This window comes from Streptomyces sp. NPDC022910 (assembly GCF_055561075.1).
Genome location: NZ_JBVHHL010000044.1, coordinates 20,659 through 45,972, shown reverse-complemented (window position 1 = coordinate 45,972; position 25,314 = coordinate 20,659). Strand labels below are relative to the sequence as shown.

Sequence of the window (25,314 nt, the reverse complement as noted above, 5' to 3'; positions counted from 1 at the left end):
CGTCCATGCCCTCCGATCCCGCCGCCAGACTGCCCGTCACTGTCCTGTCCGGATTCCTCGGAGCGGGCAAGACCACTCTCCTCAACCACGTCCTCGGCAACCGCGAAGGCTTGCGGGTCGCGGTCATCGTCAACGACATGAGCGAGGTCAACATCGACGCCGCCCTGGTGCGCGGCGGCGAGGCGGCACTCTCGCGCACCGAGGAACGCCTCGTCGAGATGACGAACGGCTGCATCTGCTGCACTCTGCGCGACGACCTGCTCGAAGAGGTCGACCGGCTGGCCCGTGAGGGCCGCTTCGACTACCTGCTCATCGAGTCGTCCGGCATCTCCGAACCCATGCCGGTGGCCGCCACCTTCGCGTTCGCGCGCGATGACGGCGCCACCCTTGGCGACCTCGCCCGCCTGGACACCATGGTCACGGTCGTCGACGCGGCGAACTTCCTGACCGAACTCGCAAGTGGGGACGAGCTCGTGGAGCGCAGCCTCGACCAGTACGAGGACGACGAACGCACGGTCAGCGACCTGCTGATGGACCAGATCGAGTTCGCCGACGTCCTCGTCCTCAACAAGCTCGACCTCGTCGACGCCGAAGCCGCCGACCGGCTGTGAGCGGCCCTCACCCGCCTCAACCCGGCGGCGCGGATCGTCCCCGCCGTCCACGGTCGCGTCCAGGTCGGCGACGTCCTCGGCACTCGGCTGTTCGACCTGGAGCGAGCCCAACAGGCCCCGGGCGGGGTCATGGAGCTCAACGGAGACCACGTACCCGAGACGGAGGAGTACGGCATCTCCTGCACCGTCTTCCGCACTGAAGTTCCCTTCCACCCCGGGCGGTTGTGGACGTTCGTTACCGAGCAGCTGGAAAGCGGGGCCTACGGGCAGATCCTGCGCTCCAAGGGATTCTTCACCCTGGCCAGCCGTCCGCACGTGACGGGCCTGTGGTCGCAGGCCGGGTCCGTGGCCCGCTTCGAACCGTCCGCCGCCCGCGACGCGGAGAGCCCGGACGGTCAGGAACTGGTCTTCATCGGAACCCACTTGCACGCGGATGCCTTGCAGGCGGCCCTCACCGACTGTCTCATGGCGGACGGCGAGGCCCGGCCTTCCGCCGACCCGTTCCCCACCTGGGACACCTACGGTATCGACGACACCTGCGAACACGAGCACCCCGCACCCGTCGCGGGGCCCTGAGGTCTCCGGGTCGGGCGGTGGTCACAGCCACGGCGCCGTCCGGCCCGGTAAGGACCTCGATCCGGAATGTTGGCGTGGCGGAGGACGGCATACGCCTGGGCAGCGTCCCGGAGTCCCTGCTGATCACGCTGTACAGCCGCGCGGCGGAGAACCGCAAGGAGCAGGCTGCGCTGCGCGAGGCCCGGGCCGAGGAGATCGTCGCGTCGATCGACCACATTTCGCCCGCTTCGGCAACTGCCCAGCCCGACCGGAGTGGTACTGCGAACCAGCCGCTTCAACCGGTGGATGACGGAGACTTCCTCACCACGCATCCCGTCGGCACCGTGGTGGGGACGGCACCGGGCTCAACACGAGGTACGAACGCGTTCGACAACACCCGCGCGCCGGTTCGGCCCCGACCTGCCCTACGCGAAGAGCAAGGTCTACGCCCGCATGCAGTGGACCTGCGAAGACCCGGCGGAGCTCGCCGAATGGTGACCGGGGAAACAGATCCTCGCCTCCCACACGCTCAACAGCTTTCCGCCGCCCGGGATGTACGACGACCTGCTGGCCGCATGTCAGCAGGCGCTGTCCGGCCTCGCCGCCCAACAACCGCCCCAGGCCGAGGCGTATCGGCTCAGTCTCGTCCGACTGCCCTGACGCCGAACACGAGCCGGGGCATCTCTTCACCCTCGATCGACGTCGCCGAGCAGGGGGTCCGGGATCGACGTCCAGCCCTGCCATCCCAGCGAGAGTTCGACGTCGGTGAGCAGAGCCTGGTCCAGCGCGGAGCGAACCGCCTCCTGGTCAAGGCAGATTCCGGTGAGGGTGATCTCGTTGCGGCGTTCGCCGTAGTAGTCGTGCCAGAACCACGAGGCCACAGTGCGTCGCTGCGGCGAGGCGGTCTGCCATCCGCGCGCGTCGTCCTCGTCCAGCCAGCGGTCCGCCTCGCGCATTTCCAGATACGCGCCGGCAGACCGCCAGGTCACAACGGCATCAGGTCGGCTGCACAGCCAGAGATGGCCCCGGCCGCGCATGACACCGGACATGATGACGGCAAGCGCGTCGGCCAGGCGCCCGGGATGCAGGGGTCGGCGGGCATGCCAGTACAGGGACCCCACCTCATGGCTGCCGCCTCGGCAGGGGCGCGGCAGTGTTACCGGCTCCAGCTGGGACCGCCACTCCTCGTCGGTGTCCTTCGGCAGGGCGTGGACGAGCGGCACGGGAAGTCCCCCTCCCGCTCCCTTCGTGTCGGCGGGAGTCACGAGCAGCGCAGGCCCGTTAAGTTGGCGGATGAGTTCCACTCCGCCGGGATCATGCACGCGGCCCGCAGGCCGCGACACGATCAGGGCGTCCGCCGCCTCCATCTGGCGGGCGGCGGCCTCAGCGGCGGTCACGGACTCACCCTGGTCGCCCCCGCTCCACAGTCGTGCCGTCCGGTGGACGCAGCCGATGTCCCCCATGAACGACTCCGTGTCGATACCGACCACGACCGGAGCCGGGTCGTAGTACTCCCCCAGCGATCCGCTGCTCATCCGAGGACGCCACAGCTCTACAAGGAACGGGAGGACGTCGACGTTTTCTGGCAGCGCGAGGACGACGTGTGCGGCTCCCGGCGAACGGCGCAGTGCCAGCAGGTCCTGGCGCAGGATGACGACCGGATCACCTGTCGCACCCTGCAGCGCCTCGCCCGGAAGCGCGATCCCCGTGCCGGAGAGGCAGCGCTGGACGGTGGGGTGTCCCTTGCCCCGCTCCTGGATCGACACCGCCAGGACCACGGCACCTGGAGCGAGCGTCAGCAACTGGTCGACCACGGCACCGCGCGCGCCGGGCGTGTTGCCGGTCACCACGCTCAACAGACCCTTGCTCACGCCATCCGCCCTCAGTTGAGGTGCGCGACATGCTGCGGACCGGGCGCCGCCCGCAGTCTGCCGGGCAGTGTGCCGTCGTCCGGCATTCCGGCCCGCAGCCACGCTCCGACCGCTGCGGCGTCGGCCACGGTGGCGAGCGGGCCGAGCCGCACAGCTGCTCCCGTGGGGCTGCGATCGGCCGTGCACGGCTGGGCCACAGCGTGCAGCCCGCGTCGGCCCGCGCAGTCGAGGACCTTCCGCAGACATCCCGTGGAGATCATGACCCCGTGAGGGCTGTCACGGACCGCCCGGCGCAGCTCGTCCATCAGCCGGTCGGTGGCGGACTGACACGCGACGCAGATGACAAGGGTGAAGGGACGGCCCCGAAGGCCGCGTGCGGCATCACTCATGCGTGCACTCCTGCCGGATGTCACGGTGGACGGCTTGCACTTCGACCTCACCTCTCGCATAGGCACAAATGGCGACGACGACCCCGCCAGGACTCTTCGAGCGTGGTCGCACCGCCTTGGGCGGGGGCACGGCCCGGACGTGGGACGCGCCCCCGGTCTCCCTCCGCGAGCACGGAGGGACGGTGTCACCAGGAGGACTTGGTGACACCGGGCAGGAATCCCGCGTGTGCCTGTTCCCTCATGCGGACACGGGAGAGCCCGAACTTTCGCAAGTGCCCCCGGGGGCGGCCGTCGACGCCGTCACGGTTGCGGACGCGGGTGGCACTGGCGTCGCGGGGCTGCCGGCGCAGTTCGGCGATCGCGGCCGCTCGCTCGGCTTCCGTCGAGGAGGGACGTCGAATGATCTCCTTGAGTTCGGCCCGCCGGGCGGCGTACCGCTCGACGACGGCCTTGCGCTTCTCGTTCTTCGCGATCTTGCTTCGCTTGGCCATCAGACCCTTCCTCCCCGGGCACGGATGCGCGCGACCGCCGCCTCCACGCCGATGATGTCGACGATCTTGATTCCACGGGCGCTCAACGTCAGCCGCACATGCCGGGACTCACTGGGAAGCCAGTACCGCTTGCGCTGGATGTTGGGGTTGAAGCGGCGGGAGGTACGCCGGTGCGAGTGGGAAATGTTGTTGCCGAAACCCGGCTGGGCGCCGGTCAGTTGGCAGTGGGCGGACACGGGGTGACCTGCCTCTCCTTGGACGGGCGGCTATCGATAATGGAAACCATTCCCATATAGTAGCGCTCATGGCTCGCAACGAACTCCGCCCGGTCATCAAGCTCCGCTCCACCGCGGGGACCGGCTACACCTACGTGACCCGGAAGAACCGCCGGAACGACCCGGACCGCATGGTCCTGCGCAAGTACGACCCGGTCGTCGGCCGGCACGTCGACTTCCGTGAAGAACGCTGATCCGACCACCCACCTCTTGAGGGAGCCCGCCATGAAGCCCGGCATCCACCCCGCCTACGGCCCCGTCGTCTTCCGCGACAAAGCCGCCGACTTCGCCTTCCTGACCCGCTCGACGCTCTCCAGTGACAAGCGCATCGAGTGGGAGGACGGCAACACCTATCCCGTCGTGGACGTCGAGATCTCCTCGGCGAGCCACCCCTTCTACACCGGTACCGCCCGGGTCCTCGACACCGCGGGCCGCGTCGAGCGCTTCGAACGCCGCTACGGCCGATCCGGAGACCGGTGATGCGCGAGGAAGGCCGACTGCCGGTCGTCATCGTCGCCGGCCTGCACGCGGACGCCCGCCGGCACGTCGTCGACCGCCTCCTGCGAGCGGTACCGGGCAGCGTCACGCTTCACCACGACCTCGCCACCGCGGCCGAGGGAACCGTACGACGGCTCCTGCGCGACGCGTCCGGCGTGCTCGCGTCGGGCGAAACGCCGCTGGTCAACGACTGCGCCTGCTGCGCACTGCGCGAGGACCTCGTCCCGGAGCTGGAGCGGCTGGCCGACCACGGCCTGACACGGCTGGCGATCGTCGAGTTGTGGGACTCGGTCGAGCCCAAGGCCATGGCCGAGGTCGTGGCAGCACACAGCGGCGACGACCTGACGCTCACCAACGTGATCACCGCGGTGGACCCGGCACTGGTCCTGCCGTACCTCTCCAACGGAGACGACCTGGCCGAGGCCGGACTCGCGGCAGCGGCGACGGACCAACGCACCGTCGGCGACACCTGGGCCCGCCAACTGGAGTACGCGCCGGTGCTCGCCCTCGTGGACAGCGAGGACGCGGACGAACACGACCACGCCCTGCTCACCCAGCTGCACCCCACCGCCCGCCACGTCGACGCGCTCTCAGGCGAACTCGCGCACCTGGCCTTCGCCGGCTTCGACGTGGAAGCGGCAGCCACGGCCCAGCACCCGGCCTGTGCACTCCTGCCTCAGGAGGCCGACGAAGCAGGCGTCGCGACGCTGGTCTGGCACCGCACCCGCCCCTTCCACCCCGAACGCCTCTACCAGGCTCTGGAGGACCTGTGCTGCGCCGCCGCCCGCAGCAGGGGCCGCTTCTGGCTCGCCGACCGCCCTGACACCCTGCTCTCCTGGGACGCGGCCGGCGGCGCCCTGTGCGTCGAAGGCGCGGGCCCCTGGCTCGCCTCCCTGCCCGACGCCGCATGGGAGCTGGTCCCCCCGGTACGGCGAGCGGCCGCTGCCCTGGACTGGCATCCCGAACACGGCGACCGCTGCCAGCACCTCGTCTTCACCTCACCCGGACTCGACCGCTCCGGCATCGAGCAGCTCCTCGACTCCTGCCTGCTCACCGACGCCGAATACGCGGCCGGACCCGAAGGGTGGCAGCACCTGCCGGCGGCCTTCGACTCCCTGCTCGACGCCGCGTGATCCGCAGCCACCCCGTCCACCCGTCACCCGTCACCCGTCACCCGTCACCCGTCACCACCCAACCCGAGGAATCCGCATGACCCGACGCGTCAACACCCGCAAGCCCGTGAAGCCCCGCACCAATCCCCTCATCGCGGCCGGCATCACCTACATCGACTACAAGGACACCGACCTGCTGCGCAGGTTCATCTCCGACCGGGGGAAGATCCGCAGCCGGCGCGTCACCCACGTCACCGCCCAACAGCAGCGCCAACTCGCCGCAGCCATCAAGAACGCCCGCGAAATGGCCCTCCTCCCGTACTCCAGCAAGTGACAGGGCGCTGTGGAGGTCAGTGAACACCCGACGGACCGGCCCGCCGAGGGACTGTAAGACGTTCGGCCCTGTCTCACATTCGGTGGTGACGGAGAGTTGTCAGGGTCGTTGACCTTCATGTGATGAGTGTCAACGAGCTTGTGCTGACGGTGTTTTCGGGTCTGTCGCCGCTGGTCATCGAGGATGTCGCCGACGAGGGTGAGCGAATCCTGGTGCGGGCTCGGACGCCGCTGGACACCGCGGCCTGCCCGGTGTGCGGGGCCTCGTCGGGACGGGTGCACGGCTATCACCGGCGGACGGTGGCCGACGTTCCGGTCGACGGACGACGGGTGGTGGTCCGTGTGCGGGTGCGGCGTCTGGTGTGCCCCACGCGAGGCTGCCGCCACACCTTCCGCGAACAGGTGCCCGGGGTGCTGGAGCGATACAGCGACGCACCGCTCGTCTGACCACGCAGGTCAAGGCCGTGGTCAAAGAGTTAGCGGGCCGGGCGGGATCACGTTTGCTGGCGATACTCGCGGTGGGCCTGTCCCGTCACACAACCCTGCGCACCCTGCTGCGCATCCCGTTGCCCACCGGGCGAGTGCCCCGCGTGATCGGCGTCGACGATTTCGCCCTGCGCCGACGTCACCGCTATGCCACCGTGGTGATCGACGCCGAGACCCATGAGCGGATCGACGTGCTGCCCGACCGCACGGCCGACACACTGGAAGCGTGGCTGCGCGAGCATCCGGGTGTCGAGGTCGTGTGCCGCGACGGCTCAGCCACCTACGCCGAGGCCATCCGCCGCGCCCTGCCCGACACGGTCCAGGTCGCGGACAGGTGGCATCTGTGGCACAACCTGCGCGAAGCCGCCCTCAGCGAGGTGAAGGCGCACAGCAACTGCTGGGCCACCGTACTGGACGCACCCATCTACGACGGGCCCCGTGCCCGAACCACCCTGGAACGCTGGCACCAGGTCCATGACCTCTTCGCGGGTCGTCGAGCTCACTGGTGCACGTGCGCGCGCTGTCCGTCACGGTCGAAGATCATGATCAACTCGGCCGGACCGTCCAGGGCCGTGATCGCGTGCGGGACCATCGTCGCGAACTCCGCCGCCTCCCCCGCGTCGACGTCGATCTGCCGCTCACCCAGCCACAGCCGCACGCGCCCCTCGAGCACGAGGAACCAGTCGTGGCCCGGGTGGACCCGTTGGCTGGGCGACGCGTCGGACGGCTCGAGGCGCATCTTCATCGCGACCGTGCGGCCGTCTGGGCGGCTCAGCGGCCACGTCGTCCGCGTGCCGCTGCTGTGTGCGACCGGACGGATGACGACGTCGTCGTCGGTGGGCACCTCGAGGAGTAGGTCGAGACTCATCTGGAGGGCGTTGGCCAGCGGCACGAGCACGTCGAGGCTGAGCGTGCGCTTACCCGTCTCGACGCGGCTGATGGTCGACGGGCTGAGGTTGGTGCGCTCGGCCAGCTCATCCAGGGAGTAACCCAGGGTGGTGCGCATACTGCGCAGGCGCGACCGTGCCAGGGCTTCGACGTCGGCGACTCCGTTCATGCGTCCATCTTGGGCTCGTCTTGCGGATTATGCAAGGGTCCTTGCGGATAATGCCGGGCGCTGTACCGTCGGATTCATGAGCGATCACCACACACACAGCCGGCACTCGGCCCCGTCCGAGCCCACCGAGCCTGTCAGCCACGCCCAGCACCCCACCCTGGAGCGGCACTGCGACGTCGCCGTGATCGGCGGCTCGGCCGCCGGTCTCGCCGGCGCCCTGCAGATCTCCCGCCAGCGGCGCAGCGTCGTCGTGGTCGACGACGGCGCCCCGCGCAACGCCCCGGCCGCGCACATGCACGGCTACCTGGGGTACGAGGGGGCCGCGCCAGGCGAGCTGATGGAGGTTGGTCGCGAGGAGGTACGCACGTATGGCGGGGAGGTCCTCTCCGGCCGAGTTGTGGGGGTGCACCGTCGTGACGACGGCCGGTTCCGGCTCGACCTCACCGGTGGGCACATGCTGGTGGCCCGCCGCGTTCTCGCCGCGACCGGCCTGTCCGACGAGCTCCCCGCGATCGACGGCGTCGCCGAGGGGTGGGGGCGCGGCGTGATCCACTGCCCGTTCTGCCACGGCTTCGAGGTGCGCGACCAGCGCCTGGTGCAGATCGTCACGAACCCCCTGGGGCTCCACCCGACCCCGCTGTTTCGGCACCTGACCGACCAGCTGGCCGTCGTGCTGCACGACCCGACCGGGCTCGACGAGGGAGCCGTCGAAGCCCTTGCTGCCTCCGGCGTCAGCGTCGAGCGCAGCGAGGTCGGCCGGGTCCTCACCGGGCCGGGCGGCGAGGTGTCCGGGGTCGAGCTCGTCGACGGTCGCGTGCTTGAGGCCGACGCCGTCGTGGTCGGCTCGCGGTTCCGGGCACGCGCCGACGTGCTGGCCGGAGTAGGGCTCACCACCACCCCTCACCCGTCCGGCGCCGGGGACGTCCTCGCGGTCGATGCGCGCGGCGAGACCGCCGTACCGGGGATCTACGCGGCCGGCAACGTCACCGACCCGAGCCTGCAGGTGCTGCCGTCGGCCGCCCAGGGCAGCCAGGTCGGCGCCATGATCGCCTTCAGCCTCGCCGACGAGGATCTACGCGCCGCTGTCCGGCACTCGGGCGAGGAGGCCGACTGGGACCACCGCTACGGGGGCCCCGATCGAGCGTGGAGCGGCAACCCCAACGGCACGCTCGTCCACGAGGTCGCCCCCCTGGCCACGGGCCGTGCGCTCGACGTCGGCACCGGCGAGGGCGCCGACGCCCTCTGGCTGGCCGAGCACGGCTGGAAGGTGACCGCCACCGACATCTCCGGCAACGCGCTTGCCCGGGTGCGCGCCGAGGCTGAACGCCGCGGGCTCGCCGTCACCCTCGTACGCGGCGACGCCAACGATCCAGCACCCTTCGGCACCGAGACCTTCGACCTGGTCTCCCTGCAGTACGGCTCGTTCAAGCGCACGCCCGACCAGCGCGGCCTGCGCAGCCTGCTCGCCGCCGTCGCCCCCGGCGGCACGCTCCTGGTCGTGCACCACGACCTCACCCCCCTGCGCGACCCGGTGGACGTGGCGACCCAGACCCGGATGTACGACCCGGAGGCGTTCGTCGGGGTCGACGAGATCGCCGCCGCACTCACCGCCGACCCCGGCACCTGGCATGTCGAGACCCACGAAACCCGGCAACGACCCCCCGGCGCGGCCAGCACCCACCACGTCAGCGACGTCGTACTGCGCGCAACTCGACGAACGGTGTGATCGCGTTGCCGGATCTTCAGCGCGCAACAGTGCCTGAGTGGATCCGCGTCCCAGGAAACATGTCGCCGGGTGCCTGCCGGTTACGGCCCCGATCGTCCGCACCATCCCCGGGACCTGCAGCTTCACGATGCTCACCGCTCATTGTGGGTCGGATGGGCCCTTCCGTCGTAGCCGCCCAGTCGGCATGCTGCTCGACGCGTTGATGACGAGATGCGGAGTCCTTGGCCACGACCGTGGCCAAGGACTCCACATCTTCTCCGCCCGTCCGTCCGCAGGGAAACGTATGCGTTCTGACGCGTGAATACGAACCAGTGTGGGCAAAACCGCAGGTAGCTGACCTCGCCTCCCGCGTTGCGGTGTTGATCAAGGGCTACGGGGCGTTTGTGCCGCCCATTTACCCGTCCCACGGCGGGCGGCGGAGCCGCCCTGGGTCGCTGACCTGCAGTGCGGTGATCGCTGGGGGCTGCTCCCGACGGAGCCGGACGGGGCGAATGAGACCAAGACTGAGACCACCGCGTCCCCGCAGCCGGGGTGCCTGGTCGCCACTGCTGCCTCGTGACCGGCACCGCTTCAGCTCGGCGCGTCCCGGCTCAGCGGTGACAGCCCGCCTCTCCCAGGAGGACATGGCCGAGCGCATGCGCCGCCTGGGCTTCAAGATGCACCAGACCCAGATCGCCAAGGTCGAGAACGGCACCCGGAGTATCAGCTTCAACGAGGCCCTCGGCTTCGCCCAAGCCCTCAGCGTCCCTGCCGGTAACTTCATGCTCGAAGCCGTCGCTGGCCCCGAAGACCCCCACGGGGAGCCGCAGGAGGCGGCCTTCGACATCCAGAAGGCCGAGCGGGAGCACCAAGTCGCCCAGGACCTCGCCGACGCCGCCAAGGCCAGACTTGAGGCGGCCGAGGCCAGATACGACGAGATCGCCGAACGCCTCGGCGTCGAGCCGGACCCGGGGGACTTCTCCTTCTACCCGGCACCGAACTCGCCCGGGGACCCGCTCCGCAGCGGCTCCACGGACGACGAGTAGAGCTGCTCGGCCAAGATCTTCCAGGCGTCTGGCCACGGTCCCTAACCTTCTCGCCTACCCATCCGCCGACCGTCCCCCGGTGCTACGAACACCGAGGGGCACCAGCGCGGACGCCCAACCAAGCCCACCGCCCATCCCGAACAGTCCAGCGGTCACGTTGCCCCGTGACCGCCGAAAGGCGTCTCCTTCACGCCCTCGACCCTGCCCCCGCTCCCCCGCATCGCCGACGCGCTCGGCGTCCCCGAGCAGCGGCTACGCGCCCTTGTGCTGGAGCACACAGCCCCCGCCCCCGACGCCACCCTCGTCGCGCTCACCGTCGAGGAGGCCGCCCGCCGCCTCGGCATCGGCCGTACCACCATGTAGGCGCTCATCGCTTCCGGCGAGATCAGCTCCGTCCTCATCGGCCGCCTGCGCCGGGTGCCGGCCGAGGCACTGGCCGCCTATCTCGCCGACCGCTCCCAGGCTCCCGCTCCGGCCGTCGCCCTCGCGGCCTGAAGGGGGCGGACATGGCCGCGGCCTCGCGGGACGGGACACAGTCCGGGCAGCATCGCGGTGGATCTGGCGGTGATGCTCGCCGACGGCGGCGAGGCCATCACGGACCTGGCTCTACTGCGCGATCAGGCCGAGGTGTTCGGTCCGGTGGCCTCCACTCCGACCGCCTGGCGGCTGCTGGCCGGCATCGATCCTGCCGCCCTCGCGGCACTGCGGGCGGCGCGCGCTGCCGCCCGCGAAGTCGCCTGGATACAGGCCGCCGACACCGGCCCTGGGATACCCGCGGCTCACGCGGGCGGACGCGACCTTGCGGGCCTGGTCCTGGACATCAATGCCACACTCGTCACCTGCCACTCCGAGAAGGAGCATGCGGCTGCCACCTATATACGCGGCTTCGGCTACCACCCGCTCCTGTGCTTCCTGGACAACACCGGCGAAGCCCTGGCAGCAGTGCTGCGGCCGGGCAACACCGGCGCCAACACCGCCGCCGATCACATCGCCGTCCTCGAGCAGGCCATGGTCCAGATCCCCGAGGCCCACCGCCACGGCACCCCCCTCCTCATCCGCACCGACAGCGCCGGAGGTGCCAAGGCATTCCTGCACCACATACGCGCCCTGTGCTCGCGCGGCATCCGGACGTTCTTCTCGGTCGGATACCCCGTTACCCAACCGGTCCGCCGCGCGATCCGCGCCCTGCCCCAGCACGTCTGGCATCCCGCGCTGGAGCAGGACGGCTCCCTGCGCACCGGCGCGGAGGTCACCGAGCTGGTAGGCACTGGTGATCAGCCCGCCGCCGCGACGCCTCGGCCAACCGAGCCCCCACGGGACGATTCTCAACGCCGTGTCGTCGCGGTCCTGCGAGGACAGCGCCACGGTTGTAGGGCCGGGCCGAAGAAACCGCGCTGGCCTCCGCCAGCGCCGGAACCAGCCTTGGTGCAGCCCGGTCAGGACAGTCCTCTGCGACCCGTCGTCGGCTCTCGAAGCAGTGCCGAGGCCGTCATCGTCGTACCAGCGCAACATGCGAGCAGCGCTCATCACCACGAACACGTCGAACCAAGATCCGGACCATACCCGGACCAGCCGTCCGCAGTTTGTGGCGATCGGAGCTGTTTTCGCTGGTCAAACTGCATCTGAGCCGTGTACCACCAGCAGACCAAGAACCTTCTCGTCTCGTACTCGCCGAAGAAGCTCGGTTTCTTCTAGACCCGGAAGAGGGCGCCTGACCGGGCAAGACACCCGCCAGGCGCCCTCCACGGCGCGCAGCTGCGCGCTCCGGAGGCCGGCCAGGATGTCAGCGGCCGGTGAAGACGGCGTCGCGGCGTTCGACGAAGGATTTGACGCCTTCGGCGGCGTCAGCGGAGGTCATGAGCCGGGCCAGGTCGGGCTTGAACTGGGCGATGGCCGCGGCGTCCCCTTGCTCGCGGGCCTGGTGGGCCGAGGCGAGGGCGGCGCGGACGCCGAGCGGTGCCGAGCGTTCACTGATGACGCGTGCGATCTCCTTGGCCCGCTCGGTCGCCGCGGTCCCGTCGGGCAGGACTTCCTGGATAAGACCGATGCGGTGGGCCTCGGCGGCGTCGAACTCCTCGCCGGTCAGGATCCAGCGCATGGCGTTGCCCCATCCGGCTTCGCGGGGGAACCGGAAGGTGGCTCCGCCGAAGGGGTAGATCCCGCGGCGGACCTCGAGCTGGCTGAAGCGGGAGTCCCGGGCCGCGACGCGGATGTCGGCGGCCAGGAGCAGTTCGATGCCCGCGGTCATCACCCAGCCCTGCGCGGCCGCCACGAGGGGCTTGGACCACGTTCCGTCGCGCCGCCAGGGGTCGCGGCCGCCGGTCGGGATCTCGAAGCCTCCCGAGGCGAGGTCGCCGCCGACGTCCTGCATGTCCAGGCCGCCGGTGAAGTGGTCGCCGTGGCTGAACAGCACTCCGCACCACAGGTCGTCGTCCGATTCCAGCAGTCCATAGGCGATCGACAGCTCTCTGATCATCTGCCGGGTGAAGGCGTTGCGCTTGGCCGGGCGGTTCAGGCCGATCAGCAGCACGTGTCCGTCCCGCTCGACCGTGACGGTGGGGACGTTCTCAGGCGTGGCGCTCATGGTTCCTCCAAGGTGCGTGTCGAGGCGCGGTGTGGCCCGGGGGCCGCTTCCTGGCGCCTGTGCCGGTCAGCACGGCGGGGGCGCCTCCCGCGATCGCATCGGTTTGCGCAGCGCGTCGATCCACTCTTCGGGCCAGGGCGCGCTCCTGGCGCCACTGTGGTGGTTACGGTCGCTGTGCGCGGTCACATAGCGGCCGCGCGCGGCCCGGCGCCGCGGCAGTCCCCGGAACTCCTCGCCCCACACCTCGAAGACGAAGGACATCGAAGCGGTGCCGATCCGTGCCAGCTCCACGACCGTGCACACATCCTGGCCGAAGAAGAGCGGCGACTCGAAGTCGACCTCGTAGTGGACGCGCGGTGCGACCGGGAAGTAGTCGTGAAGACCCACCTCGTCCATGAGAGAAGCCTCTGCCGCCTCCACGAATCGGACAACCGCGCTGTTGTGGTAGATGCCCCCCGCATCGGTGTCGATCCACTCGACTCGCGTCCGGTGAACGCCGTACGGGTTCTGGGACTGGAGCGGGGTGTCTGCCTCGATCACCTGTTCCACCTTCACCCATAGCTATGTGTCCAGGTGTGCTGGTAAGCACAGACTACGTACTTTCGTCAAACTCGGGACACGCGGCGTTCGGCGGCTACAAGGGCTCGGGCATCGGCCGCGAGACGCACAAGGTGATGCTGGAGCATTACCAGCAGACGAAGAACCTGCTGGTGTCGTACTCGCCGAAGAAGTTGGGCTTCTTCTAGGGCAAAAAAGGGCGCCTGACCAGGCAAGATGCCCGTCAGGCGCCCGTCGCAGCGCACGGCCAAACGGTAAGTCGAGATGCGCCCTTACTCCCGATGTCTCCCACTGATATCCCAGCTCTTACCAGCTGTTCCGGGGCATTTCCGTACCGAGGTCCCGCTTAGGCGAATGCGGCGGTAAGAGCCTCTCGGGGGGCATTGATGCCGTCGGTAGCCAGTGCGGCCTCGACCAGGCGGTCGACGGTTTGGGGTGTGCGCGCACCACGAGGACGGAATCATACGCGGAGCGAATCGTCAGCGGTGAAGAGTGTCCGGGGTGTCCTTGGTCCCGGGGACCGTGGCCGAGCACACGGTCTGTCTGCTCGTCAAGCTCGGCCAGGTGGCCTTCCGGCTGAGTGAGGACAGCCAGGACGAATTGGGCCTTTCGAGTGTGCCACTACCGCATCCTGCAGGCACTGGCGGACAACGGTCCCCAGCCACAGCTGCGCCTCCGAACCTATCTGCGCATCGACCCGACCACCATGGCCGGCAGTCTCGGCATGCTGGAGAGGGGCTACGTGACTCGGGTACGCGACCGGAAGCACCGGCGCAGGTCCGTCGCCGCACTCACCCCCGCCGGAACGACCGCGCTCAGCCGCGTAAACGGCAAACTCGACGAGCTCGACACGCAGGTGTTCACCGACCCGGCCCCGGCCGACCGCACGGCGCTGCACCACATTCTGACCGAGCTGGCCTCGGGCTTCGCCCTGCCGGCGCTGTTCGACGATGCGCGCGACCGGACGGGGTCCCGCAAGGAGTCGTAGACCGGCTCGCAGGGGACGAGTGTTCCCGGACGCAGAGCACTGGTGACGGCCGACAGCCAGAGTTGGCGAGAGGTACGGTGCGGTGATTTGCTCGTTATGTTCGTTTTGGACCCTCGCCGACAGGGACTCTTCGTGACCGCTTCACCCCGCACATCCGCGTCTGGCGTATCCAGCGGGTTCGGGCTGGATGAGGCCTTGATCGGAGTGCTGTTCCGGCAGTCGCCGAACGGGCTGCATGTGTTCGACACACAACTGCGACTGGTCCGGGTCAATACCGGGGCACGGTTCATCCAGGAGTTTCCGGTCGACCGCATGCTGGGGCGCCCGATGCTCGACGTGCTACGCGCCTACCAGGCCGACGAACCGGAGGCCGTCGAACAGGTGGCACGTGGGGTGCTGGAGACGGGCCTCCCCGTCCTCGACGTGCAGTTCCGGGTGCGGAACCAGGAAGGCCCTGTGCGGGAGCATGTGACCTCGGCATCCTTCTTCCCGCTGCAGCAAGCCGACGGAACCGTGCAGGGCCTGGCCTCCGTCGTCACGGACATCACCGAGCGGGTTCGGGCCGAAGATCGTCTCCGCCTGCTGAACCGGGCCAGCGCCGGTGTCGGCACGACTCTGGACGTGTTCCGCACCGCCCAGGAACTGTGCGACATCGTGGTCCCGGGGCTGGCCGACGCGGTGACGGTGGACGTGCTCGACTTCGTGCTGCGGGGCGACGCACCCGCCCTCGGCACCGTGAACGAGAAACTGCCGCTCCGTCGCGCGGCCTCCCGATCGGTGGACGACGCGGGCCGTCGGCACGACCCCCCGACCGGCGCCGCCTGCCAGATCTGCGCCCCTTCCCGCCGAGACGTCCTGCTGGACCTGGAACCCGAGCTGGTCCCCGTCCTGCATCCGGGTCATGCGAACGACAGTGCGCTGATCGCAGCCGGACTGCACTCCATGATCACGGTGACCTTGCGCGCCCGCGGGGTCGTGCTCGGCCTGGTCTGCTTCTACCGCTCGCACAACCCCGTGCCATTCGACCGGGACGACCTGGCACTCGCCGAGCAGCTGGCAGCCGGCACGGGCCTGTGCCTGGACAACGCCCGCCTCTACCACCGGGAGCACTCGGTCGCCCGCATCGTCCAGCGCAATCTGCCGCACCCCGAATCGCCGTCCCACGCCGCCGTCGACACAGCACACGTCTATCTTCCCGCGGGAGCCGGAGGGGCCTGGTTCGACGTCATCCCGCTATCGGGCTCGCGTGTCGCCCTGGCGGCCGGGGACACCACCGGGCGGCTCATCGACGCCACAGCAGCCATGGGCGAACTGCGCGCCGCCGTCACGGCCCTCTCCGAGCTCGACCTGCCGCCCGACGAGATCCTCGCCCGCCTGCACGATCTGACCAGCCGGTTCGCACGTGCCCCACGCGGTCCGGACTCCGAGGAGTCGCCCGCCCAGACCTGGCCGGCCACGTGTGTGTACGCGGTCTACGATCCGGTGACCAGGACCTGCTCCATGGCCGCCGCCGGGCACGCACCGCCGGCGCTCGCCCTGCCCGACGGCGACGTCGAACTGATCGACGTCGCCCCGGGACCACCCCTGGGCCAAGGTCTCGGCGAGTACGCCGTCACCGAACGCACCTGGCCGAGGGCAGCATCCTCGCCTTCTACAACCTCGCCCTGCTCCCGGCCGGCGCCGGTCCAGGACCGCAGCACATCCCCCTGGACGAGCTGCGCCGCGTGGCGGCGGCCCACTCCTCGCTTCAGGCCCGGTGCGACGCGATCATCGACGCCCTGGTCCCGGGGCAGCCGCAGCAGGACGTCGTTCTGCTGCTCGCCCGGACCGGGCGCTCGACGCGAGCCGGACGGCGTCGTGGACCCTCCCCAACGATCCTCGGGTGGTCAACGACGCCCGGCAAAGAGTCACCGAGCGGCTCTCCGAGTGGGGCCTGAACGATCTCCGGGACGACACCGCACTCGTCGGCACCCCAGCGGGCCGCGGCGGCCTGCCCGGTTCAGGCGATCCTCGTCGACTGGTCCGACGAGCCGACCAAGGAGGTCGAGTCCCGTGTCGGCTGAGACGGACGTCCAAACCTTCCGGCGCAGCGGCCGCATCGTCGTCGTCGGCGCCTCGCTGGCCGGCCTGCGGGCCGCGGAGGCGCTGCGCGAGCAGGGCTTCACCGGTTCGCTGACCATGGTCGGCGATGAGCCGTACGAGCCCTACGACCGGCCGCCGCTGTCCAAACAGGTGCTGCTCGGCCGGGTACCGCCGGAGGACACCCCACTGCCGAGGCTGCGCCGGATCGACACCGACTGGCGCTCGGCGTGGCCGCGACCGGCCTGGACCGGGCCACCCGGCAGGTCCGTCTCGCGGACGGCACGCGGATCCCGTACGACCGGCTGCTGATCACCACCGGGGTCCGCGCCCGGCCCTGGTTCGTCCTGGCTGAGGCGGCGCTCGACGGCGTCTTCGTATTGCGTACCCGAGACGACGCGGCGCGGCTGATGCGAAGGCTGGCCGCGGGTCCGCGGCGGGTGCTCGTGATCGGTCCGGTCGCTCGGGTCCGCCGGGCCCGGGCAGTGACAACCGAAGCCCCATTCGACGCCTACGGCCGTCCGCCCGGCGACCGCGCCGACGGTACTGAGTGGGTTTCACGGGGATCGGCACGGAACTGCGTATCCGTTGTCAAGACATCGTCGCCGTAGAGATCCTGGATCCAGTTGGCTTGGTAGACAGTGTCGAGATAGCGCTCACCGAGGTCCGGGGCGATGGCCACCGCGGTGAGGTATTGCGTGTCACATCGGGTCAGCCAGTCGATCGCCCCGCTGACCACGGTGCCCGTGGAGCCGCCGAAGAGGAAACCGTGCCTGGCCAGGTGATGACAGGCCCGGATGCTGTCGGCCTCCTCGACCTGTATCGCCTCATCCACGTACGAGGTGTCGAGCAGTGGCGGTTGCATGCTCATACCCAGGCCAGGGAGCATCCGGCGTCCAGGCGCTCCGCCGAAGGTCACCGAGCCGACGCTGTCGATCGCAACCATCCGCACGGGGCGGTGCCAGTGCCTGAACCAGCGGGCACAACCCATGAGCGTGCCGGTGGTGCCCGCACCGACGAACAGGACGTCCAGTTGGGGGAACGAGCGCGCGATCGCCGGCGCCGTTTTGTGATAATGCGCCTTCCAGTTGTTTGCGTTGGTGTACTGCCCCAACCACACGTACCGCTCGTTCCGGGCGCACTGCCTACGGACGTAGTCGAGACGGGCACCGAGGAAACCACCCTGCGGGCTGGGCTCGGTGACGACGTGGACCTGGGCTCCGAGCGCTTCCATCAGCAACCGGGTCGACAGGTTGCAGCGCGAGTCCGTCACACACAGGAACCGGTAGCCCTTGCCGGCCGCGATCACGCTCAGGGCCACGCCCATGTTGCCCGACGAGGACTCCACCAGGATCGAGTCGGGCCTCATGACCCCTGCCCGTTCCGCGGCCTCGACCATCTCCGTGGCCGGCTTCAGCTTGATGGAGCCGGCGAAGTTGAAGCCCTCGCATTTCAGGAACAGGGGATGCCCGAAGATCGACTGCAAGTCGACGTAGAGGTCCTCCTCATTGAAGCTGTAGGGGTCGGATATGACTGGCACGATGGCCTCCGTGGGTTGAAGAGCGGCTCGGCGCCCGGTGGTGCCGCAAGCCGCTCATCCGTAGCGGTTCAGCTGGTGGAAGAAGTCGTCGACGATGTGCAGCTCTCCCGACTCGGCGACCTGGTCGTAGACGTACTTGCCGAGGGCAAGATCGAGTACGCCCAGGCCGAAAGGTGAGAAGACCACGGAACGGTCCGGTGGCGGAGTGAGGCGCCCGGCCATGACGTCTTCCAGCGTGCCGTCGAGGAACTGCCGGTCACCGGTGAGCTGTTCGGTCAGGTGCGGTGATGTGTCGGCTCGCAGGCAATGTTCTGTGTCGTCGACGATGTTGGCCGACTCCAGCAGAACGGTCGGTGCCAGGTCGCGCAGCGATATGTGGAGCACGAGTGGACCGTGCGCGAACCATGCCGGGTCGTGGATGTGAGGACGGGCGGCGACCGTGGCGAAGACCACCAGGTCGCTGAGGCGGATCACCTGCTCGGCGCTGTCGTGCACGGTGACGGGTCCCGCAGCCCCGGCCTGCTCCAGGCAGCAACGGAAGGCTGCCGCGTTGTCGGGCGACAGGTCGAACACACCGATGTTCTCGAACGTCCAGCCGGTGCCCGTCAGGAACCTGTGGATGTAACGGGCGATCAGCCCCGTTCCGACAAAACCGAGGTGCGTCGGGTGTGGCCGCTTTCGGCTGAGCCAGTCGGCCGCCAGCGCGGCCGACGCAGCCGTTCGGGAAGCGCTGATGATCGAGCTTTCCAGGCATGCGAACGGGTAGCCGGTGTCATGGTCGTTGAGAATGAGCACCGCCGATGCCCGAGGGATGCCGGCCGTCACGTTCTGAGGAAAGCTGGAAATCCATTTGAGGCCGTCCACCCGTGTCTCGCCACCGAGCGACGCGGGGAGCGCGACGATCCGCGAGTACGGACGATCGTCAAGACGCAGGAAACATGAGGGAGGGTCCACCGAGTCGCCTGCGGCGTGCAGCCGATAGGCGTCCTGGACCAGCTCCACGACGTGCTGTTCGCGTCCCTGCAGCACATGCTGCACCTGCGCGCCGGAGATGACGGCGAAGGGAGGCACACGCAGCGTCCCGTACGGCGTGAGTCGGGTGACGGACGAATAGGTCGTGGTCATGAAGTGATCACCTCCACGGTCGGCGAGCAGTCGGCCGGTTGCACGGGGGCGGCCAGGGCTGCCATGACGTTGCGCGGTCCTTCCTGGGCTTTTCTGCTGTCCCGCCTTCGTGCTCGAACCGATCGACGCATTCCTCGGGAAGGGCGTCGAGTACGGCGGGTGCGTCGGCGAGGATGGTCGCGACGCCGCTGGTGGGCGAACTCGGACACACCACGACGGCACCGTGCGCCTCGACAAGGCTGCGCAGCAGGTCCCGGTGATCGGCCGCCCGGCCGGGCGGATCGTCAGTGGGGCCGCTGGCCGGTATCGGTACGGCCCCGAGCCGAAGGCCCAGCCGGACCGGTCGCGTGGTGAATGAGAAGGACATTTCGCATTTCCTCCGGTAGTGGTTCACGAAACGGTGGAGGACGACGCGCCTCGGACGTCGATCAGTCGGGCCAGGTCGGCGAGGACCGGATGGCGGGTGAGGTCTTTCAGGGACACCGCGCGGTCGAGCCGGATGGCGAGTTGGAGCGCGGTGAGTGAGGTGCCACCCGCGTCGAAGAAGTGGTCGTGCCGACCGATCCGGTGCTGCGGGATGCCGAGCACCATGGCCCAGGCGACGGCCAGGCGCTCCTCGGTCGGTGTGCGCGGCGGTTGGCCGGCCTCCGAGGCCGTCGCGTCGGAGGTGCCGTGGGGCCCGGTGTTGTCGAGTTCCCCGGCGAGCGACGCCAGGATCTTGCGATCGACCTTGCCGTTCGCGGTCAGCGGGAGGTCATCGCGCCAGTGGAAGGCTGAGGGGACCATGTAGCCGGGCAGCCGCCTGCCCAAGTGGTCTTGCATGGCGCTGTCCGCAAGCGGGCGCTCACCGCAGCAGAAGGCGACCAGGCGGTGGCCCCGACCGCCCTGGGCGACCGTGACTGCGCCGGCGTGAACGCCGGGGACGTGCAGCAGGGCGTTCTCGACTTCCTCGATCTCGACGCGGAACCCACGGATCTTGACTTGGCTGTCCCTGCGGCCCAGGAACTCCAGCTTGCCCCCGGGCAGCCAGCGGCCGTAGTCACCGCTTCGGTACAGCCGGTCGCTCGTTCGGTAGGGATCGGTCGTGAACGACCGGCGCGTACGTTCGGGATCGTTGACGTAGCCGCGACCGACGCAGACTCCGGCGAAGACGATCTCGCCGGGGGCGCCGAGCGGTACCAGTGACAGGTTTTCGTCGACGACGCGGACCTGGACGTTGTTGACCGGCCGGCCGAGGGGGATCCGCTCGGTGCCCGGTGTCCGGTCCATGATTTCGTGGTTGGTGTCGTCCGACGTCTCGGTGAGCCCATAGGCGTTGACGAGCCTGATCCCGGGCTGGGTGCGGAACCAGCGCTGTACGAGGTCCTTCTTCAGGGCCTCGCCGGTGACCGATACGCACCGCAGGTCCGGCAACTGGCGCGGGCGCTTCTCGAGCGACGACAGCACCGCGTCCAGGTACGAGGGCACGGCCTGCAGAACGTTGACTCGGCCGTCGGTGACGGTGTCGACGTAGCGCGGGACGTCCTCGATCACCTCTTGAGGAACGAGCAGTGTCCGGCCGCCGACCACCAGCGCCGCCAGCAGTTGCCACAAGGAGATGTCGAAGCACTGAGGCGCGGTCTGGGCGACGACCTGCCCGTCGCCGATCCGCAGGTCGTCGATCTTGGCATGGATGTGGTTGAGCATGCCTGCGTGTTCGCACATCGCGCCTTTGGGCTCTCCGGTGGATCCAGAGGTGAAGAAGATGTAGGCGAGCTGGTCCAGGGAGACGTCGATGTCGAGGTTGCCGGCCGCGTGCATCTCGTCATAGGCCGCCTCGATGAACAGTGTCCGCACCTCGGGCAGGGTGGCGACGGCTTGGGAGAGGGTCGTGGTGCTGCCTGGCTCGGTCAGCACGAGTCGGCACCCGGCGCGGGAGAGCGTGGTCGCCATGCGGTCGGCGGGAAAGTGCGGCTCGATGGGCAGATAGACACCACCGGCCTTGAAGACTCCCAGGACGGCGGCCGCCCAGTCCAGGTTGCGCTCCGTCACCACTGCGATGACGTCCTCGCGACCAACTCCTCGCCCGAGAAGGGCCCGAGCCAGTTTGTTGGCACGCTCATTGAGCTCGGTGTACGTCCACTGCCGGGCCCGGTGCACTATGGCCACGGTGTTCGCGTGGTCCTGTACGCGCTGCTCGAACAGCGCGTGGACACAGCGCTGCGGGAGATCTCGCCGCGCCCCCGCGAGTCCGTCGAGCTGGAAGCGGATCTCCTGGGCGGAAAGCAGGCTCTGCGGCCCGTGCGGTGCGCTGGGGTCGGCAACCATCAAGGACAGGGCGGTCAGGTGGTAGCCGGCGATCCGCGCGGCGCACTGGGCGTCCAGTGCATCGCGGCGGTACTGCAACCGCAGGATGGGTCCGCTGTCGCTCCATGCGGACATGACCTGCAACACCGTGCCGGCGGGGAGCTCGGGGACTTCGCCATCCCGGCGGACATCGGCCTCGCGGTCGGCGGGGAACGGAACGAACGACACCTCACCGAGCGTTCCGGTCACGCCCAACTCGCGCTGAAGGTCCTGGACCGGAGCCTGCTGGTGCGCCGACAGGTTCGTTTCGCCGCGCCGGGCTTCCCGCACCAGTGCCGTCCACGACGGGAGATCCGTCGTCAGCCTGCAAGGCAGCGGCCGGGTACCTGGCTCGGCGACGTAGCCGGTCGTGACGTCGTGCTCGCCTGACAACGCCGCCAGCACTTTGGCGTGCGCCGCCAGCAGAACCGAGCTGAACGGCACCGCCAGGTCGTCGGCCAAACGGTGCGCTGCGGTCATGACGTTTTCGGGGATCAACACCTCGTGCTCTGCAACGCCCGACACCGGCGTGAGGGACCAGCGCGGAATGGTGGTGATCCCGCCCCGAGTGAGGACGGACCGCCGGACGTCCTCGTCGCCGGGCTCGACCACATGGACGTTGGGTGCGACAGTCATCGGCTGCACCTTCCTGCGTCGTCCCGGCCCCGATCCAGCTCCCGGGCCGGGTTCCCGCCCCACCGGGAGTGCGGGAGGACCACCTCACCCTTCATGAGGAAGGAGTCAGGGCCGAGCACCGCGCCGTCGCCCACCGTCACGCCGTAGTGGACAAGGGCACCGACTCCGATCGTGCAGCCGCGGCCGATGGCGGAGGTCTCGGACTTGAACGTGCCGTCCTCCTGCGAGTGGCACTGGATGGTGCTTCCCGCGTTCAGCGTGCACGCGTCGCCGATGGCCACCATGCTCCGCTCGGACAGGTAGCAGCCGTCGTCGAACACCCGGTGCCCGATCCGGACCCCCAGGAGCCGCCAGATCACGCTCTTGAACGGGGTGCCGTTGAAGATGCGGAAATACGTCTCCGACGGCACCTTCCAGTAGCGCTCGCGCCACCAGAAGCGGGGATCGTAGATCGAGCAGTACAGAGCACATGGAGGGTGCACCGCAGTGATGACACGCTCGACCAGCACGTAGTACACCACTGTGAACAACAGAAGGAGAGCATCGGCCAGCGCAATGGCGGGCGCGCCCAGCAGGGCATAGGTGTCGGCCGCCCCAGCGGTGATCAGGACGGCACCGAGAACGTAGATCCACCGCACCAGCAGGTACCAGCCCATGGTGGCGGCGTTGTGCCTGTTCTTCGCCGCGAGACCGCGGCGAAACGCTTCACCGCTCCTCAACCTGTCGAACTGTCTGTCGCGCAGGACCGACCGCGGGATTTCGAAGCTGGGTGAGCCCAGCAGCCCCACGCCTTCCCGGATCTCGCCGTCGACAGGAACCATGACCTTCGTCGCCAGCAGGCAGTTGTCGCCCGTGCGTGCCCGCGCCGGATAGGCGATCCAGTTTCCCAGGAAGCTGTGCGCCCCGATCGATGTCCGGGACACCCGGAACGCGGTACTGGAGAAGTCGGCATTCACGATCGACAGCCCGTCGGCAACCATGGTTCCGCCGCCGACGACACTCAGGAAGGGGGTGTCCTGCTTCACCAGCGTGCCGAAATTCGACCCCGTCTGCTCGATGTGGGAGAAGCGGTAGCCGATGCCGCGCAGATAGTGGACGATGCAGGAACTGTCGCCGAACAGGCGGGTGAGGAGTCTCCTGTTGGTGAGCCGCCCGACAGCTCGGTGTATCGAATGGCGCCATCCATACAAAGGGTAGTCGCGGTCCGGTACGAGGGCGCGACGAAGCGCACGGGGCAGAACGGTGACGAGTAGGAGATCGAGCAGCACACCCCCGAAGACCAGCACCGCAGCAGCCACCGCGACCTCGCGATAGAACGTGCCGCTGATCAGGACCGCGGGCCCCGGCTCGATGACCGTTCTGAGTCGCGGAACCGTCACCAGCAGCATGACCGCGCCACCGACCGCGAACGGCACGTACACGAACACGGCGGCCACCAGCTGCAGGACACTGTGCAGGGTTCTGCGCAGCATGGCGTGGGGCGTCTCGCCGACGACCTGGAAATTTGTCTCGGCCCGCTGTGCCGGGGATCCGTGCCAGCGCTCGCCGTCGGGCACAACCTGCCCGCTGTGCAGTGAGGAGGCATGGCCGAGCTGGGCTCCGTTGCCCAGCGCTGTCCGGATGTCGATCACCGTGGCTTCGCTGATGAGTACTGATGTCCCGATGCCGACCGGCCCCGTCTGGATCAGGCCCGCGTGGCCGCGATAGCAGGGGAAGAAGGAGTCCTTCCGGATGACGGTGCGCTCACCGATGGTGAGCAGGTCGGTGCAGACAGGCACGTGGCGGGAGAGGATGACGGCACCCCGCCCGATGCGGGCGCCCAGCGCGCGGAGATAGAGCACGTACAACGGCGAGCCGAGGAACAACACCAGCGGACTCGAATAGATCAGAGTTTTGACTATCCAGAAGCGGACGTATCGCAGGGACCAGATGCGGAACTGCTCAGGCTTCCACCGACCGATGAGCGTCCACTTCACGAGGATCGGGAGGGCACACAATCCCACGAAGGCGGCGCCGCCGACCAGCACCGACCTCACATACACATCGAGTGCGCCGGACGCGGCGGAGATCCACTCGTACGCCCGAGCGGTGGCCACCGCCACGAGATATGTGTAGCCGAGGAAGGCGAGGGCCTGCAGGAATCCGCACAGGACGTAATGCGGCATGCCCGCCACGTCACCAGGCTGCCCGCCCGGAGCCGGCAACTCCCGGGCCGGAGCCTGCGGGAGCGCGGGGAGCGGGGGCCCGTCTCGGGTTACCTCCGGCACCGCCGCCGCCAGACCCCTGATCGTGGGATGTTGGTAGATCTCCTTCATCGACACCGAGGGCAGATCTGCTCTCTTGCGCAGTCGCGCACAGAAATGCGCCATCACCAGGGAATCCGCACCCAGGTCGTCGAAGAAGTGGCTGTCGACCGGTACCGGCTCGACACCCAAGACTCCGGCCAGCACCTCCGCGAGAGCGTGCTCCATATCGGGGTGCGCGAAAGTCGAGGCAGCTTCCGCTTCGGCCGGTGCTTCACGGACGCCGGGTCGGCCCCGTGGCCCGCCGTCGCCGGCAACGGGTCCGGGTGGGCTTGACGCGAGCTTCGGTTCTGACGTCATGGCCTGTATACGAAGCGGGTACATGAATGTATTGGATTAATAAGAACTTTTCTCACATTTCGGGCACCCGTCTCGCGAAGTAGGAAGGGGAAACGGGCGCCTCGCGCTCCGGCCGACAGGGGCGGGCGCGGGAGGGCGGCTACTGCTGGGTCAGTTTCGACCCCAGCAATAGCCGCCCTGAGTCGGGAGGAGTGCTCACTGCCTACGGCCCGCGACCCGACAGAGAGGGCGAGGCACTCACAGCCATGCTCCGCTGCTGCTGTCGTAGGTCCATGCGCGCAGGCTCCACAGACCGGGACGCCCCGCGCTTCGAGGCAATCACTAGAGCGGACGTGCGCCCCCGCCGAAGCAGCTCGACGGGGGCGTGGGACGCATACGCAATGCACATGGCAGGGTCTCGGCACCATCGCGCCAGCACCGTACGGAGGCGGCCGTAGGGCTCTTGGC

The 25,314-nt window shown here is 69.0% G+C and carries 20 protein-coding genes and 6 pseudogenes; 15 read left to right on the top strand and 11 right to left on the bottom strand.

The window, feature by feature from the left end:
- The first annotated feature begins 5 nt into the window (after window positions 1-5).
- Window positions 6-1,187: pseudogene (locus tag ACZ3TS_RS31205) on the top strand (GTP-binding protein).
- Window positions 1,188-1,852: 665 nt separating this feature from the next.
- Here the strand turns inward: ACZ3TS_RS31205 and ACZ3TS_RS31200 are convergent.
- The 4 genes from ACZ3TS_RS31200 to rpmB all read right to left on the bottom strand — a co-directional run bounded on the left by ACZ3TS_RS31200 (window position 1,853) and on the right by rpmB (window position 4,153).
- A complete protein-coding gene (locus tag ACZ3TS_RS31200; RefSeq protein WP_467624512.1) occupies window positions 1,853-3,037 on the bottom strand; it encodes a GTP-binding protein in 1,185 nt (394 codons plus the stop codon).
- An 11-nt stretch (window positions 3,038-3,048) separates the two neighbouring features.
- The gene (locus ACZ3TS_RS31195) at window positions 3,049-3,426 is read right to left on the bottom strand and encodes a hypothetical protein (protein ID WP_467624509.1); all 378 of its coding nucleotides are present in this window, start codon (window positions 3,424-3,426) and stop codon (window positions 3,049-3,051) included.
- 185 nt (window positions 3,427-3,611) lie between these two features.
- Window positions 3,612-3,917: a 30S ribosomal protein S14 gene (rpsN, locus tag ACZ3TS_RS31190; RefSeq protein WP_362717990.1), complete on the bottom strand. Its 306-nt coding sequence runs from the start codon at window positions 3,915-3,917 to the stop codon at window positions 3,612-3,614.
- The gene (rpmB, locus tag ACZ3TS_RS31185; RefSeq protein WP_467624506.1) at window positions 3,917-4,153 is read right to left on the bottom strand and encodes a 50S ribosomal protein L28; all 237 of its coding nucleotides are present in this window, start codon (window positions 4,151-4,153) and stop codon (window positions 3,917-3,919) included. The genes rpsN and rpmB overlap by 1 nt, the downstream gene beginning before the upstream one ends.
- A 68-nt stretch (window positions 4,154-4,221) precedes the next feature.
- Here rpmB and rpmG point away from each other — a divergent pair, with 68 nt between their 5' ends.
- The 5 genes and pseudogenes from rpmG to ACZ3TS_RS31160 form a co-directional block, all read left to right on the top strand.
- A complete protein-coding gene (gene rpmG / locus ACZ3TS_RS31180) occupies window positions 4,222-4,386 on the top strand; it encodes a 50S ribosomal protein L33 (protein WP_221753949.1) in 165 nt (54 codons plus the stop codon).
- Between the two features lie 31 nt (window positions 4,387-4,417).
- Window positions 4,418-4,672 carry a type B 50S ribosomal protein L31 gene (locus tag ACZ3TS_RS31175; protein WP_467624504.1) on the top strand — a complete coding sequence of 85 codons (255 nt, stop codon included), beginning with the start codon at window positions 4,418-4,420 and terminating at the stop codon, window positions 4,670-4,672.
- A complete protein-coding gene (locus tag ACZ3TS_RS31170) occupies window positions 4,672-5,823 on the top strand; it encodes a CobW family GTP-binding protein (protein WP_467624501.1) in 1,152 nt (383 codons plus the stop codon). Before ACZ3TS_RS31175 ends, ACZ3TS_RS31170 begins: the two co-directional genes overlap by 1 nt.
- 76 nt (window positions 5,824-5,899) lie before the next feature.
- The gene (gene rpsR / locus ACZ3TS_RS31165; protein ID WP_390929022.1) at window positions 5,900-6,136 is read left to right on the top strand and encodes a 30S ribosomal protein S18; all 237 of its coding nucleotides are present in this window, start codon (window positions 5,900-5,902) and stop codon (window positions 6,134-6,136) included.
- 122 nt (window positions 6,137-6,258) lie between these two features.
- Window positions 6,259-7,142 (top strand): annotated as a pseudogene (locus tag ACZ3TS_RS31160) (ISL3 family transposase); the annotation flags it as partial.
- Here the strand turns inward: ACZ3TS_RS31160 and ACZ3TS_RS31155 are convergent.
- On the bottom strand, window positions 7,121-7,678 hold the full coding sequence (locus ACZ3TS_RS31155; protein WP_467624498.1) for a helix-turn-helix domain-containing protein: 558 nt from the start codon (window positions 7,676-7,678) through the stop codon (window positions 7,121-7,123). The pseudogene ACZ3TS_RS31160 and the gene ACZ3TS_RS31155 overlap by 22 nt on opposite strands.
- Window positions 7,679-7,754: 76 nt before the next feature.
- Here ACZ3TS_RS31155 and ACZ3TS_RS31150 point away from each other — a divergent pair, with 76 nt between their 5' ends.
- The 4 genes and pseudogenes from ACZ3TS_RS31150 to ACZ3TS_RS31135 form a co-directional block, all read left to right on the top strand.
- Complete coding sequence (locus ACZ3TS_RS31150; RefSeq protein WP_467624495.1) at window positions 7,755-9,404, top strand: FAD-dependent oxidoreductase; 1,650 nt, start codon at window positions 7,755-7,757, stop codon at window positions 9,402-9,404.
- A gap of 623 nt (window positions 9,405-10,027) precedes the next feature.
- Window positions 10,028-10,429, top strand: a complete 402-nt coding sequence (locus ACZ3TS_RS31145; protein WP_467624494.1) for a hypothetical protein — start codon at window positions 10,028-10,030, stop codon at window positions 10,427-10,429.
- Between the two features lie 264 nt (window positions 10,430-10,693).
- Window positions 10,694-10,924 (top strand): annotated as a pseudogene (locus ACZ3TS_RS31140) (helix-turn-helix domain-containing protein).
- Between the two features lie 18 nt (window positions 10,925-10,942).
- A pseudogene (locus tag ACZ3TS_RS31135) lies at window positions 10,943-11,704 on the top strand (transposase); the annotation flags it as partial.
- 508 nt (window positions 11,705-12,212) lie between these two features.
- On the opposite strand, the gene ACZ3TS_RS31130 reads toward ACZ3TS_RS31135, so the two are convergent.
- Window positions 12,213-13,013 (bottom strand): crotonase/enoyl-CoA hydratase family protein, encoded by an 801-nt coding sequence (locus ACZ3TS_RS31130; protein WP_467624492.1) that lies wholly within the window; start codon window positions 13,011-13,013, stop codon window positions 12,213-12,215.
- Between the two features lie 66 nt (window positions 13,014-13,079).
- Window positions 13,080-13,553, bottom strand: coding sequence for an acyl-CoA thioesterase (locus tag ACZ3TS_RS31125; protein WP_467624491.1), 474 nt, complete (start codon window positions 13,551-13,553; stop codon window positions 13,080-13,082).
- A 35-nt stretch (window positions 13,554-13,588) separates the two neighbouring features.
- On the opposite strand from ACZ3TS_RS31125, the gene ACZ3TS_RS31120 reads away from it, so the two are divergent.
- The 4 genes and pseudogenes from ACZ3TS_RS31120 to ACZ3TS_RS31105 all read left to right on the top strand — a co-directional run.
- Window positions 13,589-13,759: a hypothetical protein gene (locus ACZ3TS_RS31120; RefSeq protein WP_467624558.1), complete on the top strand. Its 171-nt coding sequence runs from the start codon at window positions 13,589-13,591 to the stop codon at window positions 13,757-13,759.
- A 425-nt stretch (window positions 13,760-14,184) separates the two neighbouring features.
- On the top strand, window positions 14,185-14,559 hold the full coding sequence (locus tag ACZ3TS_RS31115) for a MarR family winged helix-turn-helix transcriptional regulator (protein ID WP_467624489.1): 375 nt from the start codon (window positions 14,185-14,187) through the stop codon (window positions 14,557-14,559).
- 96 nt (window positions 14,560-14,655) lie between these two features.
- A pseudogene (locus ACZ3TS_RS31110) lies at window positions 14,656-16,176 on the top strand (SpoIIE family protein phosphatase); the annotation flags it as partial.
- A gap of 435 nt (window positions 16,177-16,611) precedes the next feature.
- A pseudogene (locus ACZ3TS_RS31105) lies at window positions 16,612-17,093 on the top strand (FAD-dependent oxidoreductase); the annotation flags it as partial.
- A gap of 56 nt (window positions 17,094-17,149) precedes the next feature.
- Here the strand turns inward: ACZ3TS_RS31105 and sbnA are convergent.
- Together sbnA and sbnB are read right to left on the bottom strand one after the other, a co-directional pair.
- On the bottom strand, window positions 17,150-18,178 hold the full coding sequence (gene sbnA / locus ACZ3TS_RS31100) for a 2,3-diaminopropionate biosynthesis protein SbnA (protein WP_467624488.1): 1,029 nt from the start codon (window positions 18,176-18,178) through the stop codon (window positions 17,150-17,152).
- 54 nt (window positions 18,179-18,232) lie between these two features.
- Window positions 18,233-19,303, bottom strand: a complete 1,071-nt coding sequence (gene sbnB / locus ACZ3TS_RS31095; protein WP_467624486.1) for a 2,3-diaminopropionate biosynthesis protein SbnB — start codon at window positions 19,301-19,303, stop codon at window positions 18,233-18,235.
- A 109-nt stretch (window positions 19,304-19,412) separates the two neighbouring features.
- On the opposite strand from sbnB, the gene ACZ3TS_RS31090 reads away from it, so the two are divergent.
- Window positions 19,413-19,661: a hypothetical protein gene (locus ACZ3TS_RS31090; RefSeq protein ID WP_467624484.1), complete on the top strand. Its 249-nt coding sequence runs from the start codon at window positions 19,413-19,415 to the stop codon at window positions 19,659-19,661.
- Between the two features lie 32 nt (window positions 19,662-19,693).
- On the opposite strand, the gene ACZ3TS_RS31085 is transcribed toward ACZ3TS_RS31090, so the two are convergent.
- Window positions 19,694-22,264, bottom strand: coding sequence for a non-ribosomal peptide synthetase (locus ACZ3TS_RS31085; RefSeq protein WP_467624482.1), 2,571 nt, complete (start codon window positions 22,262-22,264; stop codon window positions 19,694-19,696).
- Entirely contained in the window at window positions 22,261-24,735 is a 2,475-nt protein-coding gene (locus tag ACZ3TS_RS31080; protein WP_467624480.1) for a Pls/PosA family non-ribosomal peptide synthetase, read from the bottom strand. Before ACZ3TS_RS31080 ends, ACZ3TS_RS31085 begins: the two co-directional genes overlap by 4 nt.
- Window positions 24,736-25,314 lie beyond the last annotated feature (579 nt).